At 58.1% G+C, this 12,186-nt stretch carries 10 protein-coding genes and 2 pseudogenes; 11 read left to right on the forward strand and 1 reads right to left on the reverse strand.

All coding sequences use genetic code 11. From position 1 onward, the window contains the following. Nucleotides 1–186: 186 nt before the first annotated feature. The gene (gene dctA / locus IF809_RS36700) at nt 187–1,503 is read right to left on the reverse strand and encodes a C4-dicarboxylate transporter DctA (protein ID WP_011084529.1); all 1,317 of its coding nucleotides are present in this window, start codon (nt 1,501–1,503) and stop codon (nt 187–189) included. 1,107 nt (nt 1,504–2,610) lie between these two features. On the opposite strand from dctA, the gene IF809_RS36705 reads away from it, so the two are divergent. From IF809_RS36705 to hypB, 11 genes and pseudogenes are all read left to right on the forward strand, one after another. Further along, complete coding sequence (locus tag IF809_RS36705; protein WP_011084530.1) at nt 2,611–3,222, forward strand: molybdate ABC transporter permease subunit; 612 nt, start codon at nt 2,611–2,613, stop codon at nt 3,220–3,222. A gap of 645 nt (nt 3,223–3,867) precedes the next feature. After that, complete coding sequence (locus IF809_RS36710; RefSeq protein WP_011084531.1) at nt 3,868–4,959, forward strand: hydrogenase small subunit; 1,092 nt, start codon at nt 3,868–3,870, stop codon at nt 4,957–4,959. Between the two features lie 13 nt (nt 4,960–4,972). Continuing rightward, complete coding sequence (locus tag IF809_RS36715) at nt 4,973–6,763, forward strand: nickel-dependent hydrogenase large subunit (protein ID WP_011084532.1); 1,791 nt, start codon at nt 4,973–4,975, stop codon at nt 6,761–6,763. A gap of 4 nt (nt 6,764–6,767) precedes the next feature. Then, nucleotides 6,768–7,460, forward strand: a complete 693-nt coding sequence (gene cybH, locus IF809_RS36720; protein ID WP_014497983.1) for a Ni/Fe-hydrogenase, b-type cytochrome subunit — start codon at nt 6,768–6,770, stop codon at nt 7,458–7,460. A gap of 34 nt (nt 7,461–7,494) precedes the next feature. Then, nucleotides 7,495–8,093 (forward strand): annotated as a pseudogene (locus tag IF809_RS36725) (HyaD/HybD family hydrogenase maturation endopeptidase). A 2-nt stretch (nt 8,094–8,095) separates the two neighbouring features. Then, entirely contained in the window at nt 8,096–8,386 is a 291-nt protein-coding gene (locus IF809_RS36730) for a HypC/HybG/HupF family hydrogenase formation chaperone (RefSeq protein ID WP_011084536.1), read from the forward strand. A 572-nt stretch (nt 8,387–8,958) separates the two neighbouring features. After that, nucleotides 8,959–9,815 (forward strand): annotated as a pseudogene (locus IF809_RS36735) (hydrogenase expression/formation protein). A gap of 835 nt (nt 9,816–10,650) precedes the next feature. Next, the gene (locus tag IF809_RS36740) at nt 10,651–11,004 is read left to right on the forward strand and encodes a nickel-dependent hydrogenase large subunit (protein WP_014497978.1); all 354 of its coding nucleotides are present in this window, start codon (nt 10,651–10,653) and stop codon (nt 11,002–11,004) included. Continuing rightward, entirely contained in the window at nt 10,997–11,338 is a 342-nt protein-coding gene (gene hypA, locus IF809_RS36745) for a hydrogenase maturation nickel metallochaperone HypA (protein ID WP_011084541.1), read from the forward strand. The genes IF809_RS36740 and hypA overlap by 8 nt, the downstream gene beginning before the upstream one ends. 209 nt (nt 11,339–11,547) lie before the next feature. Then, entirely contained in the window at nt 11,548–11,850 is a 303-nt protein-coding gene (locus IF809_RS36750) for a P-loop NTPase family protein (protein ID WP_014497976.1), read from the forward strand. Further along, the gene (hypB, locus tag IF809_RS36755) at nt 11,796–12,149 is read left to right on the forward strand and encodes a hydrogenase nickel incorporation protein HypB (protein ID WP_441258651.1); all 354 of its coding nucleotides are present in this window, start codon (nt 11,796–11,798) and stop codon (nt 12,147–12,149) included. Before IF809_RS36750 ends, hypB begins: the two co-directional genes overlap by 55 nt. The last annotated feature ends 37 nt before the right edge of the window (nt 12,150–12,186 follow it).

The following is a 12,186-nucleotide window of genomic DNA, read 5'->3' on the forward strand; positions in this document are numbered from 1 at the left end:
GCTCGCCCGTAATTTTTTGGCCGCTGTTCATCTCGCCGCTCTCGTCGCATATTGGCTCAATTGAGTCTGGACCCTAGCCTCTCAGGGGCAGCTGCCCTGGCTGCGGCGCGGAATAATGCTGTGCGCCGGAGAGCGCAGGGGGAGTATTCGTGTCCGAATGGCGGCGGTTCAGATCCGGGACCTACCTCATGTGCTTGTAGTGTCGATAGTAGTGGAAGCGGTGGACTTGTTGAGCCGAGTCTGCAGCGTCACGTGATCGAGCTCGCTTTCCCACCAGGATACGAACACAGCCGCGATGCCATTGCCGATGATGTTGGTGAGGGCGCGCACCTCGCTCATGAACTTGTCGATAGAAAACACGATTGCCATGCCCGGCACCAGAGCTGGGTTTACTACCGATAATGTCGCAGCGAGCGTGATAAAGCCTGCGCCGGTGACGCCGCTTGCTCCCTTCGAAGTTAGCATTGCTACTAGCAGGATCGTGAGCTGCTGGCCAAAGCTGAGATCGACACCGAGTGCCTGGGCAATGAACAATGTTGCAAGTGTCATATAGATATTGGTGCCGTCAAGGTTGAAGGAGTAGCCAGTCGGCACCACCAGCCCGACCACCGGCTTGGAGCAGCCCAGCCGCTCGAGCTTCTCCATCAATTGAGGGAGCGCGCTTTCGGAGGATGAAGTACCGAGCACGATCAGAAGCTCGTCTTTAATATAGATAAGGAACTTGAAGATTGAAAAGCCGACGAGGCGGGCGATCAGACCAAGCACGACTACTACGAATAGGGCAGCAGTCACGTAAAACAGCGCGATCAGACCGATCAGATTGCCGAGTGCTGCGGGCCCGAACTTGCCGACTGTGAAAGCCATGGCGCCGAAGGCGCCGATCGGGGCCGCTTTCATTACAATAGCTATTACCCCGAACACCGCGTGCGCGACGTCGTCAATCATGCCGCGCAGACGCTCGCCACGCTTTCCCAACGCCATCAGCGAGAAGCCAAAAAGGATCGCGAACAGGAGAACCTGCAGAACATCGCCGCGAGCGAAGGCGCCGACCACGCTATCGGGAATGATGTTGAGAATAAAGTCGACGGTTTTCGAGGCTTCCGCCTGCTTGACGTAATTGGCGACCGCCGCAGCATCCGGTTTGACCGCAAGGCCATGGCCAATCCGGACCAGATTGCCCATGGCAAGGCCCAACAGCAAGGCAAAGCTGGAGACGATCTCGAAATAGAACAGCGCCTTGACGCCGACGCACCCGACTTTCTTGGCATCTTGAATATGCGCAATGCCAGACGTGACGGTGCAGAAAATAATGGGCGCGATCACCATCTTGATGAGCTTGATGAACCCATCACCGAGCGCCTTGACCCAGTCGTTTGTGGCGACAGACGGCCATAGGCAGCCAACCATGGCGCCAATTAGGATTGCGATCAGCACCTGGACGTAGAGTATCTTATACCAAGCTTGCGACGCGCGCACAGGCGCCGCGGTTGCCATGGTGGTCATGACGCTTCCTTCCCGAATATACTCGAATGTGTGCCGCGGCTCGGTGAGAGGCGACAGTGTCATACGAGACTAATCATTATAGCCTTGCGCGATTGAAGACGCGTCCGAGAGCCGGCGCGTCTTTCCAAAGGCAGGCGTTTAGTTGCGTTGTCCTTTCTCGCTAAGCAAGATATGCACCAAATCCCAAACTGCGGCGGACTAAAAAGTCGCGGACAATGGCCTCCCTTCGGTGGCATCGGCTTGAGTGCTCTTAGCCGTGTTCGCAAGGTCGAACATTAGGCTGCAGCGTAGCGCGCATTAGCGGAATGCTGGAGTGTTGAGATCGTGCAGCAGTACGTGCAGTTGGTAAAATTGCTATTTTGGATTGAACGAATTTACCGAATGGAAGTCTGGCTAGGAGCTGCGTTGCCCGGATAGGACCTCTGATGGATGACTGCGTTTTTCCGCAAGCGGCCAATCTCGTCGATGACGCGGCGTTTGTCTCCACGCCTGTGCTGACGATGTGCAAGCTAAGCCGGTCAGGGGAGCGGCCGTCGCTCGCGGCCCCTCGCGCCTTTGCCGCGTCGCCGAACCAGCCTTACGACGAGTTTTCAGCTACTTCGTTTGCGTAGCTGCCGACCGGCAGGCTTCTTGCGATCGGTTCAGCTACCGGCCCTGCGAGCACGGGATTTGAGCCGCCGACAAACCAAACAGGCATTTCTCGAGTCGAGTCTGCCGTTTTCGTTGGGCGGCTGTTGCTGTCCGCTTGGAAACAAAGATGCCAGAAACCTGACAAAGCGTTAGGTCCACTCCACGGTGACGTCGGCGTCTACGCAAAGTGCTTTCACATAAGCATAGCGCCGCCGCTGTTCGCACGTGGCACTCGAATTGCTGATGACAAATGAGAAGCTGCCGCCGTCGGGTGGGACGAAGCGGACTTGTCACAGGAGTTGCCGATGAGCCTTGCGATGCTGCTCTTGCTCGCAGAAACGGTGCGCGTAAATTTGGGGGACAGAGCGAGCTGCCGCACGAACAAATGGCTATTCGCACCACATCGCTGGGCAGCCCGACGTGCAGGCAATCACTATCGCGATACGGCGACCTGCGCTCGTTGGCGGGCTGACGCACATGGATTTTGATTCGTCAGAGATCTCGCAATCCATTGCGCTCACGATAGAGCTCGCTAGCGTGACGACCGTGATCCTCCTCGTGATTGGTGTGCCCCTCGCCTGGTGGCTGGCGCGTTCAAAGACTTTTCTGAGCGAGGCTGTCGCTGCGCTAATTGCCCTTCCGCTGGTACTACCCCCAGCGGCTCTCGGCTTTTGCGTACTCGTTCTGCTCGGCCCCGACGGACCCGGCGGCGTTCTCGCCTCTTTCTGGGGCGAGCGCACGCTCGCTCTTACCTTCGTCGGGATCGTGGTCGGATCGGTGCTCTCGGCGCTGCCATTGGTCGTGCAGCCGATACGTAACGCCTTTCTTGCGGTTGGCGATCACCCGTTGGAAATGACAGGGCGTGTTTCGCCATTGTATGGCTTCGTTGCTATCATCGCACCGCTGGCGCGACTGGAGCTCGTTAAAGCGGCCGTGCTTGGATTTTCTCACACGATAGGCACATTCGGCGTCGTGATGATGATCGGCGGAAATATTCCTGGACGCACCAAGGTGTTGTCGGCCTATGTCGTGGACTACGTCCAAGAGCCGCGCTGGCACGAGGAAGTGTGGTTGCCGCTGGTATGGTGATGTTCGCATTTGCGACAATCTTCACCTTAGCCATCATCGACAGACATTGTACCGGGCGAGGCAACGAATCATCTTAGGTTTGCCAGGGCGATCGCTCTAAACGTCCAGCCTGTCGCCGCGCACAGCCCCGTAGGCGACGAGCCCCTTGGAACCAGGGGCAGATCGGATCAAATCAGACCTAAAGTCAAGCCAACGTGCGCACCACATTCTCAGTCCCTTGCGGGCTCTGTTCCTTGCTCGGCAACCGCGTTGGTACGTGCTGCCTGCATTAGGTTCGATTATGAGCGCTTTAACGCACCGTTGGTCAGCGATCGGCAAGTCTGATTGAGGCCGGGCAATGTGGTGCCCGTCGACTGAACCAATTCTATTCAACAATCGGCATCATGAGTGCCGCCTGCAGGAGCGTAGTTCCCTTCAGCGGTGAACGATCGGCTTGATTTGTTAAAGTGCTCACATCGACGTCGAAAACTGGACACCAATAGCGTAGCAGATCAATGGCCTAGCTTCTGGGACGCTGGCCGGATTCGACAAGCCGAAAATCTTAAAGCGGTGGCTTGTTATCTTTCAGGTGTTTCGCTCTGCTGGCTTGTTTCTTGCCGAACATCACCAATCGTAACGCTGGCGACAACTCGCTTGGAAGGTTTCATGGGTGATGCAACGGAAACCTTCTACGGCGTGATCAGACGACAGGGTATCACGCGTCGCAGTTTCCTTAAATTCTGCAGTTTCACGGCCGCGAGCTTGGGGCTTGGTGCAAGCAGTATTGCGCACGCCCTGGAAACCAAACCGCGAGTGCCCGTCATCTGGCTGCACGGGCTTGAGTGTACCTGCTGCTCGGAAAGCTTTATCCGCTCGGCTCATCCCTTGATCAAGGACGCGCTGCTGTCGATGATTTCGCTCGACTATGACCATATGATCATGGCGGCGGCAGGACACCAGGCTGAGGCCATCCTGGAGGAAACCCGTGCCAGGTACAAAGGCGGATATGTGCTTGCCGTTGAAGGTAACCCGCCCTTGAACGAGGGTGGCATGTTCTGCATTGACGGCGGCAAGCCGTTCGTTGAAAAGCTCACGTCGATGGCGGAAGAGTCCATGGCGATCGTCGCTTGGGGCACGTGTGCGTCCTGGGGATGCGTGCAGGCGGCCAAGCCAAATCCGACTCGCGCGGTGCCGATCGATAAGTTAATCACCAACAGGCCCTTCATCAAGGTGCCCGGGGGCCCGCCGATCGCAGAGGTCATGAGCGGCCTCGTGACTTTCATTACCACGTTCGGAAAGCTTCCAAAGCTTGATCACCAAGGGCGTCCAAGTATGTTTTATTCCGAGCGCATTCACGATAAGTGCTACCGGCGGTCCCATTTCGACGCTGGTCAATTCGTCGAAGAGTGGGACGACACCAACGCACGCAAGGGCTATTGCTTGTACAAGTTGGGCTGCAAGGGACCAACCACCTACAATGCCTGTTCGGCCCTTCGGTGGAACGGCGGCGTTTCATTTCCCATTCAATCCGGCCACGGCTGTCTCGGCTGCTCCGAAGATGGCTTCTGGGATAAAGGGTCATTTTACGACCGACTCACGACCATCAAGCAGTTCGGCATCGAGCAGAACGCCGACGAGATCGGCATGGCCGCTGCCGGCGTGGTGGGGCTAGCGGTCGCTGCCCACGCGGCGGTCACCGCCGCGAAGCGGTTGAGGCACCGGCCGGATCGCCCTGCCCACAAAGGCAAGCCGAGTTGAGGAGGTAACGACGGTGGCCGTCCAGACGCCGAATGGGTTCAATCTCGATCGTTCCGGCAAGCGAATCGTTATCGATCCGCTGACTCGCATCGAAGGCCACCTGCGCATCGAAGCTAATCTCGATTCCGACAATGTGATCCGCAATGCAGTCTCAAGCGGGACGATTTGGCGTGGCATCGAAGTCATCCTGCGTGGGCGCGATCCGCGCGACGCATGGGCGTTCACCGAGCGGATTTGCGGGGTCTGCACCGGTACCCATGCGCTCACCTCCGTGCGCGCGGTTGAAAATGCACTAGGAATTACGATTCCGGAGAATGCAAATTCGATCCGCAACATCATGCAGCTGTGCCTGCTCGTGCATGATCACCTCGTACATTTCTATCACCTCCATTCGTTGGATTGGGTCGACGTGGTCTCCGCCCTCAAGGACGATCCCAAGTCGACCTCTACACTGGCGCAATCTATCTCGCCCTGGCCGCTGTCATCCCCTGGCTATTTCAAGGATCTACAGATCCGGCTCGGCAAATTCTTCGGATCAGGGCAACTCGGTCCGTTCAAGAATGGCTATTGGGGGCATCCGGCCTACAAACTGCCACCGGAAGCGAACCTGATAGCGGTAGCTCATTATCTTGAAGCACTCGACTTCCAGAAGGAGATCGTCAAAACCCAAGCGATTTATGGCGGCAAGAACCCGCATCCAAATTGGCTGGTGGGCGGCGTGCCGTGCGCGATCAACATCGACGGAATCGGAGCGGTGGGCGCAATCGGCATGGAGCGACTGAACATTATATCCTCCATCATCGACCGTTCGATCGAGTTTGTCGAGCAGGTCTATCTGCCCGACATTGCCGCGATCTTTTCGTACTATAAGGACTGGCTCCACGGCGGCGGTCTTTCGAGCAAAAGCGTGATGTCCTATGGCGATATCCCCGAAAAGGCCAATGACTGTTCCGGCGAGAGTTTCAAGCTGCCGCGCGGGGTCATTCTTGATGGCAATCTCAAGGAGATATTGCCGATCGACCATGGTGATCCCGAACAGATCCAGGAATTCGTCGCGCATTCATGGTATAAATACCCCGGCCATTGCTGCGGACTGCTTCCCTGGGATGGTATCACCGAGCCGAGTTTTGAACTTGGGCCAAAACTCAAAGGCAGCAAGACAGATATTAAAGAACTCGACGAAGGCGGCAAATATTCCTGGATCAAAGCGCCGCGATGGCGCGGCCGCGCCGTGGAGGTTGGGCCGTTGGCCCGATACATTATCGGTTATGCGCAAGGCAAAGCCGAGTTCAAGGAGCCCGCCGAGAGACTGCTCAAGGGGCTCAATCTTCCCGTGACTGCGCTGTTCTCGACCCTTGGCCGTACTGCGGCGCGGGCGCTCGAATGCCAATGGGCGGCGCATCAGATGCGCCATTTCCAGGATAAGCTGGTAATCAACATCAAGGCGGGCAACACGGCAACTGCCGATATCAGCAGGTGGAGGCCGGAAACCTGGCGCAAGGAAGCCAAAGGCTACGGGTTCACTGAGGCGCCTCGCGGTGCGCTCGGGCACTGGATTACGATCAAGGACGCTAAGATTGACAACTATCAATGTGTCGTGCCGACGACATGGAACGGATCTCCTCGCGATTCAAGCGGCAATATTGGCGCTTTTGAAGCTTCGCTGATCGGCACTCCGATGGCCGATCCGCAGCGCCCGTTGGAGATTTTGCGCACCATCCACTCCTTTGATCCGTGCTTGGCTTGCTCGACGCACGTGATGAGTCATGAGGGTCAAGAAATGGCCTCAATTAGAGTTCGTTAGGCCCATGCGGAACAGGGCTCAGAAGTTTCTTGCCGCCGCCGATGCGGCACTGGCTGGTCGCAGCATCCGTGGGGGCACCGCCCACATTTATGCGCTGGTGCGACTCTGGCATTGGGCTAATGCAGCCGCGATTCTGGTACTGAGTTTAACAGGCTATCTTATTGGAACCGGGACACCGGCGATATGGGGAATGGCAAGCGGCGGTTTTCTATTCGGCTATATCCGCTTTGCTCATTTCTCGGCGGGATATGTACTCAGCGCCGGCTTTCTTCTGCGTATCTACTGGGCCTTGATGGGAAACGCGCACGCCATGCAGATCTTTTGCGTGCCGCTTTGGCGCCGGTGCTTTTGGCGGGAGTTGCACCACGAGATTCGCCGGTATTCGTTCCTTGCGGTTGAGCCTGAAAGGGGCCTCGGGCACAACCGCCTTGCTCAGCTAGCAATGTTCTTCATGTTTACGCAGACGATCACGTTCATGGTCGTCACCGGCTTTGCACTTTACGGGCAAGGTGCCGGTACTGACAGCTGGCAGTACAAGGTGTTCGGCTGGGTGTTTTCACTCTGGCCGAACAGCCAGGACTTTCACACCTGGCATCATCTCGGCCTGTGGGTGATCGTGATGTTCGCGCTGGTCCACATCTACGCGGTGCTCTGGGACGACGTCGTGTCGCGCCGCAGCTTCCCTTCTATCAAGTAGGTGAGCATTGGTTTGGCGATTGACTGGGAAGCGGATGCTCAATTCAACAGAGAAAAAGCGGATTTTGGTGCTCGGCATTGGCAATATTCTGTGGGCCGATGAGGGATTCGGTGTGCGTGCGGTCGAGGAGTTTCATCGTAGCTACGCGGTCGATGATACGTCACCGTTCTCGATGGCGGCACCCAGGGGCTCTACCTCGTTAGTTTTCTTGAGGGGGCCGACTGCCTGATCGTGTTCGACGCCATCGACTATGGATTGCTGCCCGGGCAGTTGGAGCTTGTACGAGATGACGAAGTGCCAAAATTCACGGGGGCCAAGAAGGTGAGCCTGCATTAGATGGGCTTCCAGGAGGTCTTGAGCGCGGCCGATTTGCTTGGCCGCCGCCCGCGAGAGCTCGCTCTTATCGGCTGCCAGCCGATGGATCTGGAGAATTGGGGCGGTCCGCTGACCGCGCCGGTGCGCTTTCAGATTCCCCCCGCGATTAGACTGGCCTGTAAGCTCCTAGAGCAGTGGGACTCGCCGGCAAAACCGCGGAGTGCGCCGCTGCCTGCATCAGAACGGCTGTTGGCGAACAATATTGACCATGCGAATTATGAAATGAAAGGCAGAGCCGATCTAGCGGCCTGCGGCTGATTATGTGCCTTGGCTTGCCAATGACGATTGTCGAGACCGACGGTGTCACCGCGTTATGCGAGTATGGCAATGAGCAGCGGCGCATCTCCGTCGTGCTGCTCGCTGATGTACGGGCCGGCGCCAAGGTGCTCGTTCATATCGACAGCGCAGTGCGGCTCCTGGACGAAAACGAAGCAAGGCTGATCTGCAAAGCACTTGACGGGCTTGAGGCCAGCCTCAACGGTCAGAGCTGCGATCGCTTCTTTGCGGACTTGATCGGTCACGAGCCGCAATTGCCGGAGCACCTACGCTAGCGCTTCCGCTCCCTTGCACCGGCTGGGGTTCATAGACCGGATTCCAGTCGCAGGACCATCGGCTTGGACAACGTCAGGCGCTACGCCGTTGGGTCGAACGCGACTCGCGCACCTAGAGATGATTGGCATGCGCCTTGCTAACCGCCATGCTGGCAGAACCGATCATGATCAGAGAGGAGTGTGATGAAGTTGCAGCCGGCTCAGCATGCTCTGACACGGCCCGCTCCGTCCGACGACGTGGAGGGCGTTAGCGCCGATGCGCGCCTGGTCGCGCACGTTCCCAGGAAGGCGACCTTGATGCCGCTGCCGGCGGCTGATCCCCTACATATTCTGCGGATCAGTGAAGCACCCTCGCGCGGCCCTGGTGGCACACTGACCGGCCGGCCCGGCCAGCGTAGACTGTCGACGCCGCGCCTATCCCCGAGGAACAATATACTCTGCCTGATCGGCAAGAGACCGGATCGTTTGCTCACGATCAACCGCATCTCCTCACCGATCCTTTGGGCACTCGCCGGCAGCACCGACGCCGGCAAGTGCAATACCCCTCGACACAGACAATGGAACATCGCATCGTGAAAGCAGCGATCCCCGTTGTATCTGGCGGCGCCGGCCGCGCGGCGAGCGGCTTTACCACAGGTTCTGGAACTCTCGATGTATTCTATCGCGGCGCGACAAGTGCGCTTGTCAATCGCGTTTGGCGGGTTTGCGACGAACGTGCAAGGAAGTATCCGAACGCTGCCCTGCTAATGTCAAATGTCGCTGCTGCTGTTGGGGGTCAGAGAAGCGGTGATCCGACACAATTGTACGGACTCGCAAATTTCAGCGATGCCGAGCGCAAGCTGATTGACGAATTGCTCGGGGAAGGCGAGGTGACCGGGTGGTTGCGTTGCCGGACGGCAGTTTGGCACAAATCCGGGAGTCCGTGCATGCCGGAATCTGGCGCGTGCGCATCGGAACCGAACCGGCGCACGAATATGTCGAGGTTGGAGCGATTCCGCAGATTGTCCGGCGTGCCGCAACTGACCTGACATCAACCGAACTTCTGATTGACACGCCGCCGGATGGCGCGATGAACGTTCAACCGGTGCTGGCCGAAATACGCGAGCGGGCCAGCGTCTGGCAATTTTGCATGAATGCGCATGTCATCAATCTGACGTTACTGCCAATGAGCGTTGTCGACTTGACATTCCTGCAGCAAAGCTTGGGCAACGGACCCGTCCAACTCATGTTGCGGGGCTACGGTGCCTGCAGAGTGCAGGCGACCGGGACTAGGAATGTTTGGTCCGTGCAGTTCTTCAATTCTACGGACAACATCATCCTTGATACGGTGGAGGTCGGGGGCGTGCCGATTGTTGCGTTGGCTGCCGACGAGGATTTCCAGGACTCTGCCGGACGCGTGCAGGAAATTCTCGAGGCGTACTTCACATGATGCGCTCGGGCACTCGACATCAGTTGCGATCCCACAGACGGCGCCTTCGGATGGATCATAGCTTGCGCGGGGGGAGGGGGCAGCATTGCGCATGAACCTCACTGCAAGCAACAAAATCCATGTCCGCGTATTGCTAGCTGCCGACGTAGTCGCCTCGGTCGAGATCCAGCCGCGAGTCCGGCCGCCGCTGGGTCGGATATTCGCCGGAAAGCAGGCCTCGTCACTGCTCAACGCAGTGCCGCGGCTCTTCGCGTTATGTGCCGCTGCGCAGCAAACCGCACTGTTGACCGCGATCGAAACGGCGCGCGACGAAGTGATCACCCTCGCAAAAAAAACAGCATCGTATTGCGCTGATCGTTACCGAGCGCATCATGGATTTGGCACGGGGCCTATTTGCCGGACATCTCACGCTAGAGGTCGCCAGTGCGGCAGCAATCCGCTCCCTGATGTCGGAATTGTCAGCGCTTGTTCGCTCCGCCCAGCGAGCCTCGTGCCCCCCCTCAACGGGAAGCAACAGCGCGGATCGCGGCGGCGCTGGCCGCGCTGGGCGTACCGAATGAGGGACGCGCGCTCAGGTCCGGCAGCCCACTGTCGCTTCGCGTCGCGGCGCTTCATGAGGCCGGCTTGAAGTCGGCTCCGGCAGCATACTCGTTCCTGTCCGCTGCTGACGACTTCAACATCGCGAAGCGATTGCTCGGGGATGATTCGACGTTTTGCGATTGTCCGGATCTGGAAGGACATGTGCCCGAGACGGGTCCTTGGGCGCGCCAAATGACCCGGGATCGGTTCTTGCTGAGACCCTTCGGTGCGGCCGAGCGGCTGATGGCCAGAATAGTTGAAATCGTCCGGGCTATGTGCCTGGCTTGAGGCCGGCGCTCAGCCGGATACCGCAGAGCATGGGATTATCGAAAGATATAAGCTTGGGCCCGGTCGTGCAGCGGCCGCGGTCGAATGCGCCAGGGGACGTCTCTACCACGCTGTTGAGCTTGACGCTCACGGCCGGATATCTCGCTTCGAATTCCTGGCGCCGACGGAGTGGAATTTCCATAAGCGCGGACCGCTTGTACGGAACCTGCAGGGCGCCGTGCTGACAGCTCCGCGGCGCTGTGATGCAGTCCACGCGGTGATTGCGTCGCTGGATCCGTGCGTCGGGTTCACTCTCAATTTTCGTGAATTTCACGATGCATGAAATGGCCATTTGCATGGGGATCATTCAGATCGTCGAGGAGAAGGTACGGGAGCGATCCTCTTCGCGGGTGCGGAGCGTCTGTTTGGAATTGGGAACGCTGAGTCATGCCGCGCCTGAAGCGATCAGGTTCTGCTTTGCTGTCGCTGCAATGCGGACCGTTGCCGAAGGCGCCGCGCTTAATATCGTTGAACTACCGGGCGTTGCCTGGTGCATGAGCTGTTCGAAGAGCGTTGAAATTGCACGCCGGGGTGATTGCTGTCCTTGCTGCGGCAGTTATCAGTTGCAGGTAACCGCGGGCGAACAGATGCGCGTGAAAGCGCTGGAGATCGATTGATGTGTACCGTTTGCGGCTGCACGGAAGGTACACCGACGACCAAACACTCGAGGACAAATGATGCGAAGAGCCACGAGCGATACAATGACCATGTGCGGGACTCTTGCGATGGCCATTCTCCTCTTCGCCGGCCGGCCCACCATCAGGCACATGGCATACAGCCGCTTCCGAGCGGCGGCGCCGGCTCGGCTGATTCAAGGGTCGGGGGCATGAGCGGAAAGCAGGTCATCGAGATCGAGCGCGATATCCTGGGCAAGAATAATGGGATTGCGGCGGTCAACCGGGCCCTCTTCCTTGCCGATGACGTTCTCGTGTTTAATCTTTTATCCAGTCCCGGTGCAGGTAAAACGACGCTGCTGGTCCGTGCCGCGTCCGAGCTCAAGCGCAGCCGCCCGGTCGGTGTCATCGAAGCGACCAGCAGACCTCGAACGACGCTGAACGTATTCAGGCTGTCGGCGTGCCAGCCGTTCAAATCAATACCGGCAAGAATTGTCATCTCGATGCTGCAATGATCGGCGGAGCTTATCGCCGCTTGCCCCTGCTTTCAGGCGGCATTCTCTTCATCGAGAACGTCGGTAATCTGATCTGTCCCGCTGCCTTCGATCTTGGCGAGGCCTGCAAGATCGTGGTGTTCTCGATTACGAAAGGTGAAGACAAGCCCCTCAAATGTCCTGATATGTTTGCTGCTTCATCCCTCGTGGTGATCAACAAGATCGATCTGGCGCCGCTGCTTGAATTCGATTTGGAAAAGACCATCGAGAGAGCTGGCCTCGCAAATTCGGACAGTAGCTTGAGTGGATTTTCTGCCTGACAGCGGCGAGGATTCTTGCTGCGAATCAGGAGCGAAG

The sequence above is a fragment of the Bradyrhizobium sp. UFLA06-24 genome (genome assembly GCF_054967145.1).

Bases quoted from the DNA above. Each gene is read 5' to 3' on its own strand.
- dctA (WP_011084529.1), bottom strand. From the start codon at position 1,503: ATGACCACCATGGCAACCGCGGCGCCTGTGCGCGCGTCGCAAGCTTGG.
- IF809_RS36705 (WP_011084530.1), top strand. From the start codon at position 2,611: ATGGATTTTGATTCGTCAGAGATCTCGCAATCCATTGCGCTCACGATA.
- IF809_RS36710 (WP_011084531.1), top strand. From the start codon at position 3,868: ATGGGTGATGCAACGGAAACCTTCTACGGCGTGATCAGACGACAGGGT.
- cybH (WP_014497983.1), top strand. From the start codon at position 6,768: ATGCGGAACAGGGCTCAGAAGTTTCTTGCCGCCGCCGATGCGGCACTG.
- IF809_RS36730 (WP_011084536.1), top strand. From the start codon at position 8,096: ATGTGCCTTGGCTTGCCAATGACGATTGTCGAGACCGACGGTGTCACC.
- hypA (WP_011084541.1), top strand. From the start codon at position 10,997: ATGCATGAAATGGCCATTTGCATGGGGATCATTCAGATCGTCGAGGAG.
- IF809_RS36750 (WP_014497976.1), top strand. From the start codon at position 11,548: ATGAGCGGAAAGCAGGTCATCGAGATCGAGCGCGATATCCTGGGCAAG.